18 protein-coding genes are annotated in these 22,943 nt (G+C 70.0%); 6 read left to right on the top strand and 12 right to left on the bottom strand.

Translation table 11 applies throughout. The features are described 5' to 3' along the window. Positions 1 to 21 precede the first annotated feature (21 nt). Entirely contained in the window at positions 22 to 888 is an 867-nt protein-coding gene (locus tag EDC02_RS19405) for an SURF1 family protein (protein ID WP_123603188.1), read from the top strand. Beyond that, positions 885 to 2,147, top strand: a complete 1,263-nt coding sequence (locus tag EDC02_RS19410; RefSeq protein WP_123603189.1) for an APC family permease — start codon at positions 885 to 887, stop codon at positions 2,145 to 2,147. Before EDC02_RS19405 ends, EDC02_RS19410 begins: the two co-directional genes overlap by 4 nt. Here the strand turns inward: EDC02_RS19410 and EDC02_RS19415 are convergent. The 11 genes from EDC02_RS19415 to EDC02_RS19460 form a co-directional block, all read right to left on the bottom strand. After that, positions 2,074 to 3,558, bottom strand: coding sequence for an MFS transporter (locus EDC02_RS19415; RefSeq protein ID WP_158632232.1), 1,485 nt, complete (start codon positions 3,556 to 3,558; stop codon positions 2,074 to 2,076). The genes EDC02_RS19410 and EDC02_RS19415 overlap by 74 nt on opposite strands. Beyond that, positions 3,555 to 4,700, bottom strand: coding sequence for an FAD-dependent monooxygenase (locus EDC02_RS19420; RefSeq protein WP_370461470.1), 1,146 nt, complete (start codon positions 4,698 to 4,700; stop codon positions 3,555 to 3,557). The genes EDC02_RS19415 and EDC02_RS19420 overlap by 4 nt, the downstream gene beginning before the upstream one ends. Beyond that, entirely contained in the window at positions 4,697 to 6,112 is a 1,416-nt protein-coding gene (locus EDC02_RS19425; protein ID WP_158632234.1) for an FAD-binding oxidoreductase, read from the bottom strand. The genes EDC02_RS19420 and EDC02_RS19425 overlap by 4 nt, the downstream gene beginning before the upstream one ends. 50 nt (positions 6,113 to 6,162) lie before the next feature. After that, positions 6,163 to 6,303 carry a hypothetical protein gene (locus EDC02_RS40310; RefSeq protein WP_158632235.1) on the bottom strand — a complete coding sequence of 47 codons (141 nt, stop codon included), beginning with the start codon at positions 6,301 to 6,303 and terminating at the stop codon, positions 6,163 to 6,165. Between the two features lie 84 nt (positions 6,304 to 6,387). Beyond that, the gene (gene araA / locus EDC02_RS19430; RefSeq protein ID WP_199757692.1) at positions 6,388 to 7,884 is read right to left on the bottom strand and encodes an L-arabinose isomerase; all 1,497 of its coding nucleotides are present in this window, start codon (positions 7,882 to 7,884) and stop codon (positions 6,388 to 6,390) included. A gap of 76 nt (positions 7,885 to 7,960) precedes the next feature. Beyond that, complete coding sequence (locus tag EDC02_RS19435) at positions 7,961 to 8,752, bottom strand: L-ribulose-5-phosphate 4-epimerase (protein ID WP_123603193.1); 792 nt, start codon at positions 8,750 to 8,752, stop codon at positions 7,961 to 7,963. Next, positions 8,752 to 10,434: a ribulokinase gene (gene araB, locus EDC02_RS19440; RefSeq protein WP_123603194.1), complete on the bottom strand. Its 1,683-nt coding sequence runs from the start codon at positions 10,432 to 10,434 to the stop codon at positions 8,752 to 8,754. The genes EDC02_RS19435 and araB overlap by 1 nt, the downstream gene beginning before the upstream one ends. 43 nt (positions 10,435 to 10,477) lie before the next feature. Beyond that, on the bottom strand, positions 10,478 to 11,500 hold the full coding sequence (gene yjfF, locus EDC02_RS19445) for a galactofuranose ABC transporter, permease protein YjfF (RefSeq protein ID WP_123603195.1): 1,023 nt from the start codon (positions 11,498 to 11,500) through the stop codon (positions 10,478 to 10,480). After that, the gene (locus EDC02_RS19450) at positions 11,497 to 12,642 is read right to left on the bottom strand and encodes an ABC transporter permease (protein ID WP_123603196.1); all 1,146 of its coding nucleotides are present in this window, start codon (positions 12,640 to 12,642) and stop codon (positions 11,497 to 11,499) included. The genes yjfF and EDC02_RS19450 overlap by 4 nt, the downstream gene beginning before the upstream one ends. Continuing rightward, the gene (locus tag EDC02_RS19455) at positions 12,639 to 14,165 is read right to left on the bottom strand and encodes a sugar ABC transporter ATP-binding protein (RefSeq protein ID WP_123603197.1); all 1,527 of its coding nucleotides are present in this window, start codon (positions 14,163 to 14,165) and stop codon (positions 12,639 to 12,641) included. Before EDC02_RS19455 ends, EDC02_RS19450 begins: the two co-directional genes overlap by 4 nt. 87 nt (positions 14,166 to 14,252) lie before the next feature. After that, positions 14,253 to 15,206: an ABC transporter substrate-binding protein gene (locus tag EDC02_RS19460; protein ID WP_123603198.1), complete on the bottom strand. Its 954-nt coding sequence runs from the start codon at positions 15,204 to 15,206 to the stop codon at positions 14,253 to 14,255. Between the two features lie 663 nt (positions 15,207 to 15,869). Between EDC02_RS19460 and EDC02_RS19465 the strand changes: the two genes are divergently transcribed. From EDC02_RS19465 to mmsB, 4 genes are all read left to right on the top strand, one after another. Next, positions 15,870 to 16,853 carry a LacI family DNA-binding transcriptional regulator gene (locus EDC02_RS19465; RefSeq protein WP_123604956.1) on the top strand — a complete coding sequence of 328 codons (984 nt, stop codon included), beginning with the start codon at positions 15,870 to 15,872 and terminating at the stop codon, positions 16,851 to 16,853. Positions 16,854 to 17,236: 383 nt separating this feature from the next. Continuing rightward, positions 17,237 to 18,358, top strand: coding sequence for a multiple monosaccharide ABC transporter substrate-binding protein (gene chvE, locus EDC02_RS19470; protein WP_123604957.1), 1,122 nt, complete (start codon positions 17,237 to 17,239; stop codon positions 18,356 to 18,358). A 10-nt stretch (positions 18,359 to 18,368) separates the two neighbouring features. Next, on the top strand, positions 18,369 to 19,919 hold the full coding sequence (gene mmsA / locus EDC02_RS19475) for a multiple monosaccharide ABC transporter ATP-binding protein (protein WP_123603199.1): 1,551 nt from the start codon (positions 18,369 to 18,371) through the stop codon (positions 19,917 to 19,919). Beyond that, positions 19,916 to 21,097 carry a multiple monosaccharide ABC transporter permease gene (gene mmsB / locus EDC02_RS19480; protein WP_233606029.1) on the top strand — a complete coding sequence of 394 codons (1,182 nt, stop codon included), beginning with the start codon at positions 19,916 to 19,918 and terminating at the stop codon, positions 21,095 to 21,097. Before mmsA ends, mmsB begins: the two co-directional genes overlap by 4 nt. Before the next feature lie 284 nt (positions 21,098 to 21,381). Here the strand turns inward: mmsB and EDC02_RS19485 are convergent, their stop codons facing one another. Continuing rightward, complete coding sequence (locus tag EDC02_RS19485; RefSeq protein ID WP_158632236.1) at positions 21,382 to 22,800, bottom strand: condensation domain-containing protein; 1,419 nt, start codon at positions 22,798 to 22,800, stop codon at positions 21,382 to 21,384. Positions 22,801 to 22,943: the final 143 nt, after the last annotated feature.

A 22,943-nucleotide genomic window follows, 5' to 3' on the forward strand; every position in this document is an offset into this window, starting at 1 on the left:
ATACCCGGTAGTCTCCGCCATGTGTACCGGTTCCTGCTGACGCCCCGGTGGCTGGGCTACCTCGTGGTGGCCCTGGCCGCCGCAGCGGTGATGGTTCAGCTGGGAAACTGGCAGCTCGACCGCTACCACCAGCGCAGCGCGGTCAACGACCGGATCGACGCCGCCGGGCAGCAGACCCCGGTCGAGCTGACCCGGGCCGCCGGCCGCCCCGGTCCGGCACCCCGCCAGGCCGGCGACGCGCCGCCGGAGTCGGCCACCTGGACCAGGGTGACCGCCGTCGGGCGCTACGACAGCGACAACCACGTGCTGGTCCGCAGCCGTACGGTGAACAGCCGGGTCGGCTACGAGGTGCTCACCCCGCTGGTGCTGGCGGACGGCTCCGCGGTGCTGGTCGACCGGGGCTGGATCCCGCCGGACGACAGCGGGCTCGCCGTCGCGCCGCCGGTGCCGCCGGTACCGGCCGACGAGGTGACCGTGACCGGGCTGCTGCGCCAACCGGAGCCGATGTCCGGCTCGGTGACCCGCCAGGACGGCACGCTGCAGACCCGGCGGATAGCCACCCCGGTGCTCGCCGCCGAGTTGCCCTATCCGATCTACGGCGGCTACGTGCTGCTGCAGGAGCAGGACCCGCCGGCCGCCCCGGTCTTCGTCGCCGTACCGATCCGGCACGAGAACAGCTGGCAGAACGGCGGCTACGTGGCCCAGTGGTGGATCTTCGCGGCGATGACCCTGGTCGGCTTCGGCTGGCTGGCCCGGCGCGAGGCACACAACCGGCGGCGGCCGGCCGCCGGTGGCGGTGACCGGGCCGCAGACAGCGCCGGTGACCGGGCCGATGCCACCGGCGGCGGTGCGGGCCCGGTCGACCAGCGTCCGTCTGCCGTACGGTGAGCTCGACGGACCCGACGCCCGGTAGCCTGGCCCGCCGGCTCGGCACCGGCGACGCGGTGGTCGTCGGTCTCGGCGCGATGATCGGCGCCGGGGTGTTCGCGGCGTTCGCCCCGGCGGCGGCCGCCGCCGGCGGGTGGCTGCTCGCCGCCCTCGGTGTCGCCGCCGTGGTGGCCTACTGCAACGCGATGTCGTCGGCGCGGCTGGCCGCCCGCTACCCGGAGTCCGGCGGCACCTACGTGTACGGCCGGCAACGGCTCGGCGACTTCTGGGGCCACCTCGCCGGCTGGGGCTTCGTGGTCGGCAAGACCGCCTCGTGCGCGGCGATGGCGCTCACCGTCGGCAGCTACCTGGCACCGGAGTACGCCCGGCCGGTCGCGGTCGCGGCGGTGGTCGCGCTCACCGCGCTGAACCTGTTCGGCGTGCACCGGTCGGCGCTGGCCACCCGGATCATCGTCGGTTTCGTGCTGGTGGTGCTGGCGGCGGTGGTCGTGGCCGGGCTGGTCGGCGGCTCCGGGCCGGTCGTCGGCGCGGCGGGCGGCGGACCGGTCGATGGTTGGAGCGTGCTGCAGGGCGCCGGGCTGCTCTTCTTCGCCTTCGCCGGCTACGCCCGGATCGCCACCCTCGGCGAGGAGGTCCGCGACCCGCGGCGCACCATCCCGCGGGCGATCCCGATCGCGCTGGGCCTCACCCTGGCGGTGTACGCGCTGGTCGCGATCGCCGTGCTGCGGGCCCTGGGCCCGGCCGGGCTGGCCGACACGCCGGCGCCGCTGGCCGCCGCCGTGTCCCAGGCCGGTGCCGGCTGGTTGACCCCGGTGGTACGCATCGGCGCGGCCACGGCGGCGCTCGGCGCGCTGCTGGCGTTGATCCTCGGGGTGTCCCGGACCGTGTTCGCGATGTCCCGGGGCCGGCATCTGCCGGCCGGGCTGGACGCCGTACACCCGCGTCGGCAGGTGCCGCACCGGGCGGAGATCGCGGTCGGGGTCGCGGTGGTGGCCCTGGTCGGCGTCGCCGATCTGCGTGAGGCGATCGGCTTCTCGTCGTTCGGCGTACTGATCTACTACGCGGTGGCCAATGCCGCCGCGCTGACCTTGCGCCGCGACGAGGGCGCGCTGCCGAAGGCCGTGCCGGTCGTCGGGATCGGCGGCTGTCTGCTGCTGGCCGCCACCGTGCCCGGCACGGCGGTGCTCACCGGGCTGGCCGTGGTAGCTGTCGGCGTCGTCGTCTGGTGGGCCGGTCGCGGCGTTCGCGCCCGCCGCTGAGTCGAGACTCCCACCGGCCCACCAGCACGCTACCCACACAGGCGAGCGAGAACACGACGAACTCGTAGACCAACGTTCGGGAGAAGCCGGCGGTGTAGACGGTGCGGGTCATGTCGGCGCCGGCCGGCAACGATGACGGGACACCGGCGTAGAAGACCAGCCCGCCCAGGGTGAGCCCGACGGAGCCGGCCGCCTGCTGGACCGTGGCGAGCAGGCCCGACGCGGATCCGACCGCCGCCGGGGCGATGCCCGTTAGCAGTCGGTTGAAGGCAGCGGCGGTGAACACGCCGAAACAGAACCCGCCTACGACCATGGGCGCGCCGAGTTCCCACGGTCGCATCGCGTCTGCGCGGGTGGCGACGATCGCCGCCAGCGTCAGCATCGACAGGGCGAGCATGCCGGTCACCGTGGCGAGCGTCCGACGCCCCAACCGGTCCGCGACGCCGCTGGACCAGTGCGCACCGACCCCGGTCGCCACCGCGAACGGAAGCTGGCTGAGCCCGGCGACCAGGGCCGAGTGTCCGAACCCGATCTGCAGATAGGCCGACAGCAGGAAGAAGAACGGCGGGACTCCGGCGAAGAAGGCGGTGACGACGAGCAGACCGAGGCGGAACGGAGGATCGCGCAACAGCGAGAGCCGCAGCAGCGGGGTGCGGCCGGTACGTTCTCGGGCCCGCTGATGGAAGATGAGGACAGCGAGGACGGCGGGTGCGGCGAGGAGCATGAGTACGGTTGCGGCCGGCCAGCCGTGCTCGCGTCCCATGGCGAGCGGGTAGACCAGCAGCACCAGCCCGACCACCGACAGCACCATGCCCACCGGGTCCAGTGCCTCGACGGTGCCGCGTCGCGCCGCGGGCAGCAGCCGCAGGCCGCATAGCGCTACGACGCCGATGGGTAGGTTGATCGCGAAGACCAGCCGCCAGTCGAGACCCGGGACGTGCAGGCGGATGAGCAGCCCACCCAGCACCGGACCGCAGACCGTGGCCAGTCCGATCGTGGCACCGTAGGCGCCGAAGACGCGGGCGCGCCGCTCCGGTCCGACGGCGATCTGGATGATCGACAGGACCTGCGGCACCATCAGCCCCGCGCCCAGTCCCTGCGTCACGCGGGCGCCGATGAGCCAGGTGATGTCCGGTGCGAGGACGCACCACAACGACGAGAGGGTGAACACCGCCATCCCGAGTCCGTACAGACGGCGATAGCCGTATCGGTCACCGAGCCGCCCGGCGGCGATCAGGACGCAGGCGAACGCCAGCGTGTAGCCGGCGGCCACCAACTCCACGGCACCCGCCGAGGCCCGTAGGTCCTCCCGGATGGCCGGGGCGGCCACGTGCACGATCGAGACATCGAGGAACTGCACGAACGTGGCGCTCAGCAGCACCAGGGTGGAGACGGCCGGCCACCGGATCACAGTTCCCCTCCGTGTCGGCCCGCATGGTGCACCCGCTGGTACGCCTCCCGGTCGTGGTAGGAGCGAGCCAGGCGGTCGCCGTATGAGACCAGCTCCGCGTGGAGTGAGCGACGCGTCTCGTATCGCTCGCCCAGTGCGCGTGACAGGTTGCCGGAATCGTTTTCGGCAAGGATCCCGGCCAGAATCGTCGCGTCCTCCATGGTGTAGCTCATTCCCTGCCCGGTCATCGGATGGCAGGCGAACGCCCCGCCACCCATCAAGATCACGTTCCCTCGGTGATACTGCTCGCACGTGAACGCGGAGATAGGAGCCCGCAGAAACGCGCCGGCATCAATGAGCGGAAACACATCACGGCTGTCGGACACGAAGGATTCCAGGTGCGAAGTGAGATCGATATCGCGTGACTCAAAAACCGACGCATCCAGCTCGCGCGGCACGCCGACAAAAAGGCGGGCACTGTCGTACGTCAGCGGATAGAAGTACGCGAACCAGCCATCCGACGAGAAGTAGAGCCGGTTACGTTCGGCGACGCTGGAGGTAAGCTTCGTGGTCGCCATCCGCAGCACGTGGGGATAGGGCGCGAGGGCCTTCACCCGAGGGTCGACGAAGGCGTGCAACGGAGAGCGACCGGTCGAGTCGACAAATGTACGGGCGCGCAGCTTCGTTCCGTCGTCAAGCATGGCCTCGGTCACCGCCTCGTCCGTCGCGACGATGTCGACGACCCGACTGCCGAACCGAACATCCACGTTTGGCAGATCCTTGCAGCCCGACAGAATCGCGCCGACCGTCTCAACATATGGAACGATGACAAAATGCCCGGTCTCGGTGTGCTCGGTGAAATCGTACAAAAGGATCGGCGTGCCGTCGTGGTAGAAGTCGATGACACTCCGTTCGAGGGACCCCCGGCTCCGCAGGTCGGCCATCAGTCCGTGGTCGCGGATGAGGCGCAGCCCTCGTGGCTTGAGGAAGTCCGCGCCTCCCGTCCGCAGGCTCGGACTGGCCTCGACGACCACCACGCGCTGTCCTCGACGTCCCAGAAGCAGGCCCAGCAGCGCACCTCCGACCCCCGCTCCGACGACCAGGCAGTCGACGTCCACTATGTCCCCGCTCGAGCCGGCGCTGCCCACTGAAGCATCTCTCACTTGGAGCCCCTCCTGCCGTCTGCGCCATTGATGTAGCGTCCCGGTGCGATGACCCCCGCCGGATCGAATAGCCGCTTCAGGCCGTCGAGCGGACCGTCCAGATACCCGAACGCACGATCGGCGATCTCATCCGGCGCCTGATCGATGTTGGAGCGGTAGGGCGGAAACCCTGCGGCCAGGAACGCCTTGCGTGCCGCAGCACGCAAGGAATGGGCCCGATGCGTCGAATCGGGATCCCGCATGAATGGAATCTGCACGACCATGTTGGTGGAGTGGGGAGACGTCACATTGAACTCCAGCATGCCGGCCGTGCCGTGCCGTTCCGCCTCGGTCGAGAAAATGTCGATCGATCTGATCAGGATGTCATGATCGAGTGGCACGACCGGAAGGAACATCATCCATCCCACGGCGGCCCGGTCGGCCTGGTCACACGAGTTGACTCGGAGCCCTTGCCGCAGTGATCGGCAGTCCGGAATTCCCCGAGCGAACAACGTCCGCGCGTAGAGCGGATCGTCAGCGGGGGTGGTCGCCGTGTCCAGCGCCCGGTAAGACACCAACCCGTCGGCACCGGCGACGATGTCGCGTACTCCTTCTTCGGCGGCCTTGACGCCGGCCCGGGAGCCGAGCAGCGGCCCTTGAATCGTCAGGACTTCGGGATCGGCAGTCTCCGGAAGGGCTGGCGAGCCGCTTTCGGGTACGATGAACAACTCCTTCAGCCGAAAGAGCCCGGTGCCCGCAAACGCGGCACGGCCGATGCGGGTCAACGCATCGATGGCCGAGCCGAGCGCGGGGCGGGTGAACGTCGCGTTTATCAGCGTGATGGCCTCGGGGCGGGGTATCAGACCGACACCCATTGCGGTGACCACGCCGAGATTGGACTGGACGAAGGCCCGGGTCAGGTCCGGTCCGGCCACGGAGCCGGGCAGCCGACCGTGCCGGTCCAGGCCGCCCGTGGTCATCAACTCACCGGTGCCGAGGACCACCTCGAGACCGAGCAGGTCCTGCGAGCGGGCACGGATCGTGCCGTCACCGCGTTCCAGCGTGTTCCCCACGAAGCTGGCGTCGGCGCACCCGGCAGTCACGTTCAGCATCCAGGGGGTACCTTCGAGACGCTGCGCCAACTCCCGCTGTGACACGCCTGGTTCGATGACGGCGTAGCCCCTGTCCAGGTCGAGCGTCCGGATTCTGGTCATGTGGCGAAGATCGAGCACGGTGCAACCGTCGGTCACCGGAGTCCGGGAGCCCATACCCCAGTTCCGTCCGGTGCTGACCGGGTAGAGGGCTGTCCCGTGACGGTCCGCCGTGCGTACCGCGTCCTGGACGTCTGCGGTGCTGCCGGCGAAGAGGGTCCCACGAACGTGTCGGCGACGATGGTCGCCGAGGTCGGGATCTGCCAGCGCTTCTGTTTCCATGCCGACTCCACGGAGGTCCGACGGGCTGAGCAAGATCATCTGATCGAAGATCAACGAACGTCGTGTTGCCCGATGAGGTCACGCAAGTAAACAGTTTTCCGAAAAAAGGGGAAGTTCCGGCTGAAGAGATCGATGGCGCCCATGCCGGTCCAGGCATGGTTGCGGCGTAGCCGCACCGGTTGCTCGATCACGCTCGCAGCGATCGCTCAGCGGACCGTCGACCTGCCGGTCCCGCTGCCCGGGGCGCCAGCACCCGGGCAGCGGGACCGGCGGCGTCAGAAGCCGCGGGCCAGCCGGTGGTACGCCTGGCTCCAGCGCAGCTCGGCGGCGAACCGCCGGACCGTCGTGTCGGCGTCGATGACCGCCAGTTCGGTGCCGGTCATCTCGGCCAGATCGTGCAACTCGTCCACCCCGACGGACTGGGAGAGGACGGTGTGGTGCGGGCCGCCGGCGGTCAACCACGCCTCGGCCGACGTCGGCAGGTCCGGCTCGGGGCGCCACACCGCCCGGGCCACCGGCAACTTCGGCAGCGGCTGTGCCGGCGGCACGACCTCTATCTCGTTGGCCACCAGGCGGAACCGTTCGCCCAGGTCGACCATGCCGAGCACGACGGCCCGGCCGGGTGCGGCGTCAAAGACCAGCCGTACGGGGTCCTCCCGGCCGCCGATGCTCAGCGGATGGATCTCGCACGACGGGGTGTCGGCGGCGATGCTCGGGCAGACCTCCAGCATGTGCGCCCCGAGGATCCGCTCCTGCCCAAGGGTCAGGTCGTAGGTGTAGTCCTCCATGAACGACGTACCACCGGGGGTGCCGACGGACATGGCCTTGAGGGTGCGCACCAGTACGGCGGTCTTCCAGTCGCCCTCACCACCGAATCCGTAGCCGTCGGCCATCAGCCGCTGCACCGCCAGGCCGGGCAACTGCCGCAGCCCGCCGAGGTCCTCGAAGTTGGTGGTGAAGGCCCGGAAGCCACCCTCGGTGAGGAAGCCGCGCAGGCCCAGCTCGATGCGGGCGGCGTAGCGCAGCGAGTCGTGCCGGTCGCCGCCGGCCCGCAGCGCCGGGTCCACCCGGTACCGCTGCTCGTACTCGTCGACGAGGAGCTTGACGTCGGGGTCCGGCACCGCGTCGACCGCCTCGACCAGCTCGTTCACCCCGTACGTGTTGACCGAGACGCCGAACCGGACCTGCGCCTCCACCTTGTCACCTTCGGTGACCGCGACGTTGCGCATGTTGTCACCGAACCGGGCCAGCTTCAGTGACCGCAGCTCGGTGTGGCCGATCGCGGCCCGCGCCCAACCGGCTATCCGGCCGACCACCCGGGGGTCGCTGACGTGGCCGGCGACAGTCTTGCGGGCCACCCCGAGCCGGGTCTGCACGTAGCCGAACTCGCGGTCGCCGTGCGCGGCCTGGTTCAGGTTCATGAAGTCCATGTCGATCTCGGCCCACGGCAGCGTCACGTTCGCCTGGGTGTGCAGGTGCAGCAGCGGCTTGCGCAGCGCGTCCAGGCCGGAGATCCACATCTTCGCCGGGGAGAACGTGTGCATCCAGGCGACCACCCCGACCACGCCGGGTTCGGCATTGGCGGCGAGGCAGACCCGCAGGATCTCCTCCGGGCTGGTCAGCACCGGCTGCCAGACGATCTTGACCGGCAGCCCGTCGGCGTCGTCCAACCGCCGGGCGATCTCCTGGGACTGCTCAGCCACCTGCTGCAACGTCTCCGGACCGTACAGCCCCTGGCTGCCGGTCAGGAACCACACCTGCGCCGACCGCATCGATGCCTCCATCACCACGGATCCCCCCTGTGCCACACTTCTCGGTCCCATCTGGACAATCTTTGCCGGCTGCGGTTCATCGCTGGCCGTACACGTTCTGGTAACGCTCGTACAGCGCGTCGACCGCCGCCTGCGGCAGCGGCTCGACCGGACCGAGCTGGCGGGCCAGGTGGATGGTGCGGGCCACGTCCTCGCACATCACCGCCGCCTTCACCGCCGCCTTCGCGGTCGCGCCGATGGTGAACGGGCCGTGCTGGCGCATCAGCACCGCCGGTGACCGGTGTCCGGTGAGCGTCGCGACGATGCCCCGGCCGATCGCATCGGAGCCGATCAACGCGAACGGCCCGACCGGGATCTCGCCGCCGAACTCGTCGGCCATGGCGGTCACCGCGCACGGGATCGGTTCGCCGCGTGCCGACCAGGCGGTGGCGTACGGGCTGTGCGTGTGCACCACCCCGCCGACGGACGGCATGTGCCGGTATACGTACGCGTGCGCCTCGGTGTCGCTCGACGGCGCGTAGTCGCCCTCGACCAACGCGCCGTCGAGGTCGGTGACGACCATGTGTGCCGGGGTGAGTTCGTCGTAGCTGACCCCGGACGGCTTGATCACCAGCAGATCGGCGCCGGGCACCCGGGCCGAGACGTTGCCGCTGGTCCAGGTGACCAGCCCCCAGCGGGTCAGGTGCTCATGCAACCGGCACACCTCGGCACGCAGCCGGGTGACCTCGGCGGCCACGTCGGTGGCGGCCCCCTCGGTGGCGGGGCCGGCGGTCGTTGCGGGGCCGGCGGTCGTTGCGGGGCCGGCGGTCGTTGCGGGGCCGGCGGTCGTTGCGGGGCCGGCGGTCGTTGCGCGGGCGGTGGTGCTCATCAGGCGGAAACCTCCCGGTCGGAACGGGCGAGCGCGGCGTTGCGGATGTCCCGCAGCCGGTGCATCGCCTTGTCGGCACCGGTGCCGAAGTGGTCGTGCAGCAGCTGGTACTCGGCGTACAGCCGGTCGTAGCCGGCGGCTGAGTCGGGGTCGGGGCGGTAGACGGCGGTCTCCACCGCGCCCATCGCCCCGGCTGCGGTGACCACGTCCGGATACGCCCCGGCGGCGACCGCCGCGTGGATCGCCGAACCGAGCGCCGGTGCCTGGTCGGAACTGGCCACGCTGACCGGCCGGCGCAGCACGTCGGCGTAGATCTGCATGATCAGCTTGTTTCGTTTCAACCCGCCGGCGACGACGAACTCGGTCACCGGCAGCCCGGCCCGTTCGAACGTCTCCACGATGGTCCGGGTGCCGAACGCGGTCGCCTCGATCAGCGCACGGTAGATCTCGTCCGGCCGGGTGGCCAGGGTCAGCCCGACGATCAGCCCGGACAAATGATGGTCGACCAGGACCGACCGGTTGCCGCTGTGCCAGTCCAGCGCGACCAGCCCGTGCCCGCCGACCGGCTGCTCGGCGGCCTGCCGGGTGAGCAGGTCGTGCACGCTGAGTCCGAGGCGCGCGGCCTCGTCGTGCACCGCCGGCGGTACGCCGTTGTCGACCAGCCAGGCGAAGATGTCACCGACGCCGGACTGACCGGCCTCGTAGCCGTACGCCCCGGCGGTGATGCCGCCGTCGACGACGCCGCAGATGCCCGGGACCTCGACCAGGTCGGTGCCGTTCATCACGTGGCAGGTTGAGGTGCCCATCACGGCGAGCAGCTGCCCCGGCGCGACCGCGCCGGCCGCCGGCGGGGTGACGTGCGCGTCGACGTTGCCGACGGCCACCGCGATGCCGACCGGCAGCCCGGTCCAGCCGGCGGCCTCGGCGGTCAGCCCGCCGGCCCGGGCGCCCAGCGGCAGGATCGGGTGTTCCAGCCGGGTGGCCGCGAAGTCGGCGAAGTCGGGGTGCAGCGCGGCCAGGTACGCCGGGTCCGGGTACCGCCCGTCCTGGTGGATGCCCTTGTAGCCGGCGGTGCAGGCGTTACGGGTCTCGGCGCCGCACAGCTGCCAGACGATCCAGTCGGCGGCCTCGATCCACCGCTCGGTACGGGTGTAGACCTCCGGGTCCTCCTCCAGCACCTGCAACGCCTTGGCGAACTGCCACTCGGCGGAGATCTTGCCGCCGTACCGGCCGATCCACGGCTCGCCGCGCTGGTGGGCGAGGGCGTTGATCCGGTCTGCCTGTGGCTGCGCCGAGTGGTGCTTCCACAGCTTCGGCCAGGCGTGCGGGCGCTCGGCCAGCTCGGGCAGCTGGCACAGCGGGGTGCCGTCGGCCAGGGTCGGCAGCACGGTGCACGCGGTGAAGTCGGTGGCGATGCCGATCACCTGTGCCGGGTCCACGCCGGCGTCGGCGAGCGCCGCCGGCACGGCGCGGCGGAGCACGTCCCGGTAGTCCTCCGGGTCCTGCAGGGCCCAGTCCGGCGGCAGCGGTTTGCCGCTGGTGGGCAGGGCCCGGTCGATGACGGCGTTGCGGTACTCGTGCACCGCCGAGCCGGCTTCGGCGCCGTCGGCGACCCGGACCACGACCGCCCGCCCGGACAGGGTGCCGAAGTCGATGCCGATGGTGTACTGGTCGGTGTTCACCCGTTCTCCCTGTGGTGGATTCTGGCCTGGCCACTATGGTGAGTCATCCGCGCCGCCGGGTGACCAGGCGTTGCAGGATGATGAAGGCGAACAGCAGCACCCCGATGACGATCTTCGTCCACCAGGAACTCAGATCCGCCTGGAAGGCGATGATCGTCTGGATGAGACCGAGCACCCCGACGCCGAGGACGGTGCCGAGCAGGTACCCCGATCCGCCGGTCAGCAGCGTGCCGCCGATCACCACCGCAGCGATCGCGTCGAGTTCCATTCCCTGGGCGTGCAGGCTGTAGCCGGAGAGCATGTAGAAGCTGAGCAGCACGCCGCCGAGGGCCGCACAGAACCCGCTGATGGTGTAGACGGCGATCCGGGTCCGCCCGGCCGGCAGCCCCATCAGCAACGCCGACTGGGGGTTGCCGCCGATGGCGTACACGTTGCGGCCGAAGGGCGTGTACGCCAGCACGAAGGCGGCGATCAGTACGACGACGAGCGCGATGACCACGCTGATCGAGATGAAGTAGCCGTCGCCGAAGCGGATCCGGTGTTGCGCCGCCGCGGTCCAGAACGCGTCGGTGATCGGGATCGAGTCGCTGGTGATCAGGTGGCAGAGCCCACGGGCGAAGAACATCCCGGCCAGGGTCACGATGAACGGCTGGATGTCGAAGAAGTGGATGATCAGACCCATCAGCAGGCCGATCGTGGTGCCGATCAGCAGGACCAGCGGCAGCACCACACCGGCCGGCCAGCCCTCACGCAGCAGTACGGCTGCGCAGACGGTGGTCAGGGCGACCACCGCGCCGACCGACAGGTCGATGCCGCCGGTGAGGATCACGAAGGTCATCCCGACCGCGACGACCAGCAGGAAGGCGTTGTCGACGAAGACGTTCAGCAGGATCTGCGGCTGGGCGAACCCGGTGTAGTTGAGCGCGCCGAGGCCGTACATGGTGGCGAGCAGGGTGAGCGTGGCGAGCACCGGCAGATGCCGTTGCTGCGGCAGGTACCGCCGAGGACGGGCGGTCGGCGTCGGCGCGGTGGCCGTCGCCTGCCGGGGGTCGCTGACGTCGATCATGCCCGTACCTCCGCCTCTGCCGACACCGTCGGGCCGGCCTGCTGGGGCAGCCCGCCACCGGCGCCGTCCGGTCGCTTCCCGGGCGGCGAACCGGGCGGGGAGCCGGGTGGACGGGCGGGGCCGCCCCGGCGGGTGATCCCGGCCAGTCGGGCGCGGAACGCCGACGACTGGGCCAGGCACAGCACGATGACCACCACCGCCTTGAACAGCAGGTTCGCCTGGCTGGGGATGCCGATGGTGTAGATGGTGATGTCCAGCGCTTTGATGATCACCGCGCCGATGACGCTGCCGGCGAGGGAGAACCGGCCGCCGGTGAGCGCGGTACCGCCGATGACGACGGCGAGGATCGCGTCGAGCTCGATCAGGTTGCCGGCGTTGTTGCCGTCGGCGCTGGAGACGTTGGAGCTGAAGATAAGCCCGGCGATGCCGGCGCAGAGTCCGGCGAAGACGTACGCCAGGATGACGAGTTGCCGGGCGCGGATGCCGGCCAGTCGGCTGGCGGTCGGGTTGCCGCCGACCGACTCGACCAGCATGCCGAGCGCGCTGCGCCGGATCAGCAGCGCCGCGGCGGCGACCACCGCGACGACGATGAGCACCGACACCGGCAGGGTGAGCGCGTAGCCGGCTCCGATCACCTTGTACGGTGCCGAGTTGACGTTGATGATCTGCCCGTCGGTGATCAGCTGGGCCAGCCCTCGGCCGGCCACCATCAGGATCAGTGTGGCGATGATCGGCTGGATGCCGATCGCGGCGACCAGGGTGCCGTTCCAGAGGCCGAGCAGCACCGACAGCCCGAGCGCCAGGGCGACGGCGAACAGCACGCCGCCGACGCTGTTCTGGTCGGCCAGACCGCTGATGTGCAGGCAGGCGAGCGCACCGGAGATGGCCATCACCGAGCCGACGGACAGGTCGATGCCGCCGGTGGCGATGACCACGGTCATCCCGACGGCGACCAGGACCAGCGGGGTGCTGGCCCGCAGGATGTCGATCAACGACCCGTACAGGTGCCCGTCGCGAACCGTGATGGAGAAGAAGCTCGGGGTGAAGAACAGGTTGCTGACCAGCAGCACCACCAGGATCAGCACCGGCCAGAACAGCCGCTGCCGGACCAGGCCGGTCAGTCGTCGGTGCGTGTCGCTCATGCTGCCGCCTCCCCGGCGATGGTCCGCATGATCCGGTCCACGTCGACGCCCGCACCGTTGGCGAGCTGGTCGATCATCTGCCGGTCCCGCAGTACCGCGATCTTGTGGCTGAGCCGGAGGACCTCCTCCAGCTCGGCGCTGATGAACAGCACCGCCATGCCGCCGCCGGCCAGCTCGACCACCAGGCGCTGGATCTCCGCCTTGGCACCGACGTCGATCCCCCGGGTCGGTTCGTCGACGATGAGCAGCTTGGGCTCGGTGATCAGCCAGCGGGCCAGCAGCACCTTCTGCTGGTTGCCGCCGGACAGGTTGCGGATCGGCAGCTCCGGGTCGGCCGGGCGGATCTGCAGCGCGGCGATGTACTTGGCGACCAGCTCGTCCTGGCGGCGACGCGGGATCGGTCGGGCCCACCCCCGGGCGGCCTGCATGGCGAGGACCAGATTCTCCCGTACGGTCAGGTCCTCGACGACGCCCTCGGCCCGGCGGTTCTCCGAGCAGAACGCGATGCCGTTGGCCATCCCGGCGCGTGGGCCGCGCAGCGCGGTCGGCCGGCCGGCGATGCTCACCCTGCCCCGCTCGGCGCGGTCGGCGCCGAACAGCAGCCGGGCCGCCTCGGTACGTCCCGATCCGAGCAGCCCGGCGAAGCCGACCACCTCGCCGGCGTGGATGGTCAGGTCGAACGGGGCGATCGCCCCGGACCGGCCGAGTCCGGTCGCCTCCAGCACCGGCTGGCCGCCTTCCAGGGTGGCCAGGTCCGGCTTGGACTCACCGTCGAGCTGTTCCAGCACGCTGAGGTCCTTGCCGATCATCTTGGCCACCAGCTCCAGCTGGCTCAGCTGCGCGACCGGCCACTCACCGATCAACCGGCCGTTGCGCAGCACGGTCATCCGGTCGGCGATCTCGTAGACCTGGTCGAGAAAGTGCGAGACGAACAGGATCGCCACGCCGGACTCCTTGAGCTGGCGGATCACCGCGAACAGCTGTTCCACCTCGGAGGCGTCCAGGCTGGAGGTCGGCTCGTCGAGGATGAGCACCTTGGCCGAGATGTCCACCGCGCGGGCGATGGCGACCATCTGCTGTACGGCGAGCGAGTGGCTGGACAGCGGCGCCGTCACGTCGATGTCGAGGTGCAGCCGGTGCAGCAGCTCGGCCGAGCGCCGTCGCATCGTGGCCCATCTGATCGCGCCGAACCGACGGGGCTCCCGCCCGATGAAGATGTTCTCCGCCACCGACAGGTTGGGGCAGAGGTTCACCTCCTGGTAGACGGTGCTGACGCCGGCCTGCTGGGCCTGCAGCGGACCGGCGAACCGGACCTGCCGGCCAGCGAGCCGGATCTCGCCGCGGTCGATCCCGTAGACCCCGGTGAGAACCTTGATCAGGGTGGACTTGCCGGCACCGTTCTCGCCCATCAGGGCGTGCACCTCGCCGGGGAACATCCGGAAAGCGACGTCGTCGAGCGCGACGACGCCGGGGAAGGTCTTGCCGATCCCGGTCATCTCCAGGATCGGCGCCGCGTCGGTCATCCGTACCTCTCACTGCTGTCGCTGCGGCCGGCGCCTGCCCCCGTCGGCCCGCCCGGCGCGGTGGCCGGGCGGGCCGACGGCCCCGGCTCAGTACTCCCGGGTGGGCAGTGCTTCCTTGGCCTGCTCCTGGGTGAAGGTGGTCTCCTCGGTGACCACCCGCTTGGGCACCGACTCGCCGGCGTGCACCTGCTCGACCAGCTCCATCAGCTGTGGCCCGAGCAGCGGGCTGCACTCCGCGATGAAGTTGATCTTGCCGTCGGCGAGCGCCTGCATGCCGTCGCGGACCGCGTCGATCGTGATGATCGTGATGTCCTGGCCGGGCACCAGACCGGCGGCCTCGATCGCCTCGATCGCACCGAGACCCATGTCGTCGTTGTGCGCGAAGAGCACGTCGATGTCGTCGTGGGCCTGGAGGAAGGCCTCCATGACCTCCTTGCCCTTGGCCCGGGTGAACTCACCGGTCTGCGACGCGATGATCTCGAACTTCGGGTCGGCCGCGATCGCCTCACCGAAGCCCTGCTTGCGGTCGTTGGCCGGGGCCGAGCCGGTGGTGCCCTGCAGCTCGACGATCCGCACCGGTCCCGACTCGTCGGCGAACTCCTCGACCAGCCACTCCCCGGAGAGCCGACCCTCGAGGACGAAGTCGGAGCCGATGAAGGTCTCGTAGAGCGTCTCGTCCTGCGAGTCCACTGCCCGGTCGGTCAGGATCACCGGGATCTCGGCGTCCTGGGCCTCCTTGAGCACCGTGTCCCACCCGGACTCCACGACCGGGGAGAAGGCGATCACGTCGACCCGCTGGGCGATGAAGTTGCGGATCGCCTTGATCTGGTTCTCCTGCTTCTGCTGGGCGTCGGCGAACTTCAGCTCGATCCCGGCCTCGGCCGCGGACTCCTGGACCGACTTGGTGTTCGCGGTACGCCAGCCACTCTCGGCACCGACCTGGGAGAAGCCGAGGACGATCTGGTCGTCGCCCCCGCCACCCCCCTCCGCGCCCGAGTCACCACAGGCGGCGGTGGTCGCCACCATCATCGCCGCGATCATGACGGCGGAAAAACGTCTGAACACTGCCTACCTCCCGCTGAGGCTGATGTCGTCCGCCGGTTGGCCGGACGACCGGCGGTCGAAACGGTCCACGGATGCGGTGGACCGATTGTTAGCGTTAACTTTGTGGCCTGGTCAAACACCCGGCGTGCGCCGAGCTTCCGACCTGCCGACACCCTCCCCAGGTGGCCAGACTGGTCGGGATGCCATCGACGGCTGGGGCTCAACCGCCGCGTTTCAGGAGTGTTACCGTTCTCATCAAGCACGTCAAGGGGGTGGATCGCGGCCGTTACCGCTCTGTTGCGACAACTTTCCCTCGGCAGCGCCGAGTGGTGCTGGCCGATCAGATGAGCGATAACATCGACAACGGTCGCAGACAAGGATATCCGGTCCGGTGCCCGTAGTGGGCAACCGCTGCCGGATCGATGGAACCAGGTTCTCCCCTCGGCTCACCGCCGGCCGATGGCGGGTCGCGGCAGGTGACCGCTAACCTCGCTGTTGACGGAGCTGGCACGGGCACCGGAAGACAGCCCGGCCCACCCGGCCGGTCCAGCTCCGCGGCCCGGCAGCACGCCGGGTCTGAAGATCATCGGCAGTGCCGGCACGTCCCGGCCGGACTTGAGGTGGGCAGCGGTGAGCAGCAGAAGCGTCCGGGAACCGGCGATGACGGATGTGGCCAGGCTGGCCGGGGTGAGCCACCAGACGGTGTCCCGGGTGCTCAACGGTCACCCCAACGTGCGCGAACAGACCCGGCTGCGGGTCCGGGCCGCCATCGCCGAGCTGGGCTACCGGCCGAACCGCGCCGCCCGCGCCCTGGTCACCGGCAAGTCACAGGTGATCGGAGTGGTGGCACAGAACTCGACGCTCTACGGCCCGGCGTCCCTGCTCGCCGCGTTCGAGCAGGCCGCCGGGGCCGCCGGGTTCGCGGTCAACGTGGGCAGCGTCCGCAGCCTGGACCGGCAGTCCATCGCCGGCGTCGTCGACCGCCACCTCGACCAGCGGGTCGCCGGCCTGGTGGTGATCGCTCCGGTGGTCTCCGCCGGCGAGGCCGTGGAGCAGGTGCCGGCCGGGGTGCCGCTGGTCACCATCGACGGTGACCCGCAGCGCAACACCGCGCTGGTCACCGTCGATCAGGCGGCCGGGGCCCGGGCCGCCACCCGGTGCCTGCTGGACGCGGGTCACCCGACCGTCTGGCACGTCTCCGGTCCGGGCGACTGGTTCGACAGCGCCGGGCGGATCCACGGCTGGGAGCAGACCCTGCGGGACGCCGGTGCCGAGGTCCCGCCGCTGGTGCCGGCCGACTGGAGCGCGGCGTCCGGCTACCGGGCCGGACAGATGCTGGCCCGGATGCGCGACGTCACCGCCATCTTCGCCGCCAACGACCACCTCGCGCTGGGCATCCTGCGGGCACTGAGCGAGCGGGGTCGGCGGGTGCCGGACGAGGTCAGCATCGTCGGCTTCGACGACGTGCCGGAAGCCGCCTACTTCACCCCGCCACTGACCACCGTCCGGCCGGACTTCGACGCGGTGGCCAAGGCGAGTCTGGCGCTGCTGCTGCGACAGATCGAGTCGGGCGCGCGCAGCGACGAGCGGCACACCATCGAGCCCACCCTGGTGCACCGGCGCAGCGTCGCCGCACCCAGCTGAACCGGCCCCGGGCCTAGCTGGCGACACCCCAAGTCAAGCCGTTGAACTGCGGGAACGTGCTCCGACGGAGGAGTCGGGGTGGCTGCGGTTGAGTCGCCGACCAAGCCGGTCGGATGTTTCGCATCGGTTTCCCCAGGATCGCCTAGGGGCTCTTGACAGCGATCTTGTGAGCGATAACACTGCGACTCACATAGCCACCGATAGTTGCAGCAACCCGACAGTGTGACGGGGTCGCATGGCCAGCGGCCGTCCGCCGTGCCCGGGTCACCGCCCAGCGGCCCGGCACCTCATCGCCCGCGGCACCACAACCTCCCGCCTGCGGTGCCACAACCCGCAGCCCATCCCAGAAGAGGGAGACGTCCGTGCAACTGCGCACCAGCACCATGATTCGACGGCTGGCCACGATCGGCGCGGCCGCTGCCCTGGCGACCAGCCTGGCCGCCTGCGGTTCCAGCGAGAAGACCATCAACCAGGAGACCGGCGACGGCGACAACACGGGAGCCCTGGTCGGTGTCACCATGCCCACCCGGTCCTCCGAACGCTGGATCAGCGACGGCGACAACGTCCAGGCCGCGCTGGAGGAGCTCGGCTACAAGGTCGACCTGCAGTACGCGGAGAACGACATCCCGACCCAGGTCAACCAGATCGAGAACCAGATCACCCAGGGCGCCCGGCTGCTGATCGTCGCCTCGATCGACGGCAAGGCACTGACCACCCAGCTGCAGCAGGCAGCCGACCAGGGCATTCCGGTCATCTCCTACGACCGGCTGATCCTCGGCAGCCCCAACGTGGACTACTACGCCACCTTCGACAACTTCCAGGTCGGCGTACAGCAGGCGACGTCGCTGCTGGTCGGGCTCGGCGTGCTCAACGCGGACGGCTCCGCCGGCGAGGCCGACGGACCGTTCAACATCGAGCTGTTCGCCGGATCGCCGGACGACAACAACGCCACCTTCTTCTTCGACGGCGCGATGTCGGTGCTGCAGCCGCACATCGACTCGGGCAAGCTGGTGGTCCGCAGCGGCCAGACCGACTTCGACACCGTCGCGATCCTGCGCTGGGACCCGGCCACCGCGCAGCGGCGGATGGAGGACCTGCTCACCCGCACCTACCAGGGCGGCGTCACCGTAGACGGGGTGCTCTCGCCGTACGACGGGCTCTCCATCGGCATCCTGTCCGCGCTCAAGAGCAGCGGGTACGGCACCGCCGGTCAGCCCTACCCGGTGGTGACCGGGCAGGACGCCGAGGAGACCTCGGTCAAGTCCATCCTGGCCGACGAGCAGTACTCGACGATCTTCAAGGACACCCGCGAGTTGGCGCAGAAGACCGTCGAGATGGCGCACGCCATCCTCAGCGGCGACGAGCCGGAGGTCAACAACACCACCGACTACGACAACGGGGAGAAGGTCGTCCCGTCCTACCTGCTCGAACCGGTGATCATCGACAAGAGCAACTACGAGGTGCTGATCGACAGCGGCTACTACTCGGCCGAGCAGCTGGGCTGAGTCCACGACCATGACGACCGACGCCATTCTGCAGATGCGGGGCATCACCAAGACCTTCCCCGGCGTGCGTGCCCTGCACGACGTCAATCTGACCGTACGCCGGGGCGAGATCCACGCCATCTGCGGCGAGAACGGCGCCGGCAAGTCGACCCTGATGAAGGTGCTCTCCGGCGTCTACCCGCACGGGTCGTACGCCGGGGAGACCACCTTCGACGGCCGGCCGGCCCGGTTCGCCGGGATCCGGGACAGCGAGCACCGGGGCATCGTGATCATCCACCAGGAGTTGGCGCTCTGCCCGCAGCTGACCATCGCCGAGAACATCTTCCTCGGCAACGAACAGACCCGGCGCGGGCTCATCGACTGGAACCACACCAACCACCAGGCGGCCGAGCTGCTGCGCCGGGTCGGGTTGACGGAGAATCCGACCACCCTGGTCGCCGAGATCGGGGTGGGCAAGCAGCAGCTGGTCGAGATCGCCAAGGCGCTGTCCAAGCAGGTGCAGCTGCTGATCCTGGACGAGCCCACCGCCGCGCTCAACGACGAGGACTCCGCACACCTGCTCGACCTGCTCCGCGGGCTGCGGGACACCGGCATCACCTGCGTGATCATCTCGCACAAGCTGAACGAGATCCTCGCCGTCGCCGACACGATCAGCATCCTGCGCGACGGCGAGCTGATCGAGACGCTCGACGTGACGAACGACGACGTCACCGAGGACCGGCTGATCTCCGGCATGGTGGGCCGGTCGATGGAGCACCGGTTCCCGCCGCGCACCCCGAGGATCGGCGCCGAGGCGCTGCGGATCGAGGAGTGGACGGTGCGCTCCCCGGACGGCGACCGGGTGGTCGTCGCTGACGCCAACCTCACCCTGCACCGTGGGGAGGTCGTCGGGCTGGCCGGGCTGATGGGAGCCGGCCGCACCGAGCTCGCGATGAGCGTCTTCGGTCGGGCGTACGGCCGGGACATCAGCGGCCGGGTCTACAAGGACGGCCGGCAGATCCAGCTGCGCTCGGTCCGCGAGGCGATCGGCCACGGCATCGCGTACGCCACCGAGGACCGCAAGCGGTACGGGCTGAACCTGATCGAGGACATCCAGCGCAACGTGTCGGCGGCCGGGCTGACCCGGCTGGCCCGTCGCGGCTGGGTCGACGAGGGCGCCGAGCACCGGACGGCGCAGGAGTTCCGCCGAAGCATGAACATCAAGGCGCCGAGCGTGGCGAGCATCGTCGGCAAGCTCAGCGGCGGCAACCAGCAGAAGGTCGTGCTGTCCAAGTGGATCTTCACTGAGCCGGACGTGCTGATCCTGGACGAGCCGACCCGGGGCATCGACGTCGGCGCCAAGTACGAGATCTACTCGATCATCAACCAGATCGCCGACAACGGCACGGCGGTCCTGGTCATCTCCTCTGAACTGCCCGAGCTGATCGGGCTGTGCGACCGGATCTACACGTTGTCGGCCGGCCGGATCACCGGCGAGGTGCGGCGGGCCGACGCCACCCAGGAGCGACTCATGCAGCACATGGTGCAGGGACAGGAGCAGGGATCGGGGGCCGACCGGTGAGCGTCGCCCGGATCAACGTCCGCGAGAGCGGCATCTACATCGCGTTCGGGCTGATCGTCGTGCTGTTCACGGTGCTGACCGACGGGGCGCTGCTGCAGCCGCAGAACCTGTCCAACATCATCGTGCAGAACTCGTACGTGCTGATCCTGGCGATCGGCATGATCCTGGTCATCATCGCCGGGCACATCGACCTGTCGGTCGGCTCGGTGGTCGGCGCGACCGGGGCGATCGCCGCCGTACTGATGGTCGAGCACAATCTGCCCTGGCCGCTGGCCCTGCTGATCACCCTGATCGCCGGTGCCGCGATCGGCGCCTGGCAGGGCTTCTGGATCGCGTACTTCGGCATCCCGGCGTTCATCGTCACCCTCGCCGGGATGCTGCTGTTCCGGGCACTCACCCTGAGTGTGCTCGGCAACCAGGGCATCGGGCCGTTCCCGGATCCGGTGCGTACCCTCGCCAACGGCTTCACCGAGGGCTATCTGGGCAACATCGGGTTGGGCCCGCTCGGCGGCGCCGATCTGGTCAGCCTGCTGGTCGGTCTGGTCGCGGTCGGCGGAATCGCGGTCAGCCAATGGCGGGCCCGGGTCGCCCGGCTCGGCTACGACCAGGCGGTGGAGCCGATGCCGGTCTTCCTGTTCAAGATCGTCGGCGCCTCGGCGGCGGTGCTGTTCGTGATCGTGCAGCTGGCCCGGTTCAAGAACCTGCCGTGGGTGCTGGTGCTGCTGGCGGCCCTGGTGCTCGGCTACTCGCTGCTGACCAAACGGTCGGTGTTCGGTCGGCAGATCTACGCGGTCGGCGGCAACCTGCAGGCCGCGGTGCTGTCCGGGGTCAAGGTCAAGTCGGTCGTGTTCTGGATCTTCGTGAACATGGGGGTGCTCTCCGCGCTGGCCGGGATCATCTTCGCCGGCCGGCTCAACCTGGCCGGACCGACCGCCGGCAACACCTTCGAGCTGGACGCGATCGCCGCCGCGTTCATCGGCGGCGCGGCTGTGCAGGGCGGGGTCGGCAAGGTGGTCGGCGCGGTCACCGGCGGCCTGATCATGGGCGTGATCAACAACGGGATGTCGCTGATCGGCGCCCCCAGCGAGAACGTCATGCTGGTCAAGGGTGCGGTGCTGCTCGCCGCAGTCGCCTTCGACGTGTGGAGCAAGCGCCGCGCCGGCGTCGCCTCCCGCTGACCCCGCCGATCCACCCGTACCGCCTGGGCTGTCCACCGGGATGCGGCGCAGCTCACCATCGCCCGGCGCAGCGGGTCACCCGTAGCGGACACCGCTAACCTGCTGGGGCTCAGTGGCTCCGCCAGCGCCGGCCAACCCGGTGACGGTGGCCGATCCGGCCGCCTGCGGTGGCCACCCGTATCCGTAGGTAACCACGCCTACCGTGATCTGCCCTGCCCCCACACGACGGGGGCGGGGCAGATCTGTCCGCCGGCCCGTCCAGCGCCCCGGTGCCGTACGGCGGGTCAACCCCGCCCACCGGCGCGGCCGGGCTGCCAGGGCCACGGCACGTCCCGGTACGCGGCCTTGATGAGCAGCGCCTCCAGGTCACGCAGGTACGGCTCGATCGTCTCCGGCGCCAGGAACCGGGTGTCGACCGTGTAGGTGAGGCCGAGCGCCTCCGGCTCGTCCACCACGTGCAGCAGGCGGTGCCAGGAGGCGGCGTCCAGTCCGTCGGTCCGGGAGAAGCGACTGTCGTCGGCGGCCGCCCGCAACGGCTGCTCAGCGACCGGCGGCGCGTCGTCCACCAAGTCCCCGCCGGGCAGCCGGACGTCGTTGAAATAGTAGTGCGGCAGGAATGCGGTGGTGTAGTCGTAGCCGAGTTCCTCGAACGTCGTCCGCATCGCGACGGCGTCGTAGTAGGCGTGCAAATAGCCGTCTAGCGCGACCCGATAGATCCGTGGTAACAGCTCAAAGAATCCCGGCCGATCGGCGATGTCCAGCACGCAGAAGCCGATTTGACCGAGATTGGCGATCGCATTGACGTACTCGGGCCGGAAGCGGTTGTGCGACATGTTGAACAGTCCGCAGACCTGACGCCCGGTCGCCCCGGCGGACAGGGCGGTGGTGGCGGCGAGCAGCACCGTCGAGACGCTCACCCGGTGCCGGGCGGCGACCATCCGGGCGGCGGTGGCGGCGGCCGACGAGACCAGTGTGCCCCGGTGCAGCCGTGGGGTGGCCGGCGGCGCCGGCTCGTCGAGCGAGACGTCGGCGAGCCGCCGGTACTGCCGGAGCCAGTACGCCACGGTACGGCCCGAGCGCCGCTGGTCCGGCCCGTGCTGGCGGCGGGCCACGTCCACCGACTGCAGCCCGGCCGGGGTGCCCAGGTCACCACGGAGCAGGATCAGCCGCAGGTCCCGCAGCACCACCTCGGCGGCGTACGCGTCCACGGTCGAGTGGCTGAAGACCAGCACCAGCTGGCGTACCACGCCGTCCACCTGCACCACGGCGAAGCGCACCGGCCACTCCCGACCGTGGTCGAAGGCGACGTCACCCAGCCGGCGGGTAAGCTCGGCGGCCGCCGCGGCGCCGTCGCCGGTGCCCGCAACCACCAGGACCGGGACCTGCCCGGCCGCCGCGGTCTCCTGCCGCGACGTGCCGTCCGCCGTCGGGCATACCCGGGTACGCAGCCCGCCGTGCCGGCCGACCAACGTGCCGATCGCCCGCACCACGCTGGACAGGTCGGCCGGTGCCCGGCGCGGCACCGCCAGCACCCGGCGCAGGTTGAGGAACAGGTGCTGGGTCTTCGACAGGGTGGCGGCCCGCCACATGACCTGCTGCGCCCAGGTCATCGGGCCGGTCTCGGTCCGACCACCGTGGAATTCCACGTGGATCAACTCGTCCATGGCCCACTCGGCGGGCACGACGGCATCGGCGAATCGCATTCCCGACGGTACGACGGCACGACGTGCATCGAATCGATCGTTTGTCTGCACCACTGTGCACCAAAAGTTGATTCCGCTGTGCCGACGACGGGAGTCAGGCTGATGGTTCATGTAGACAAATCAAAGGCAATCTGGGTGACGAA

This window comes from Micromonospora sp. Llam0 (genome assembly GCF_003751085.1).
GTDB lineage: Bacteria > Actinomycetota > Actinomycetes > Mycobacteriales > Micromonosporaceae > Micromonospora_E.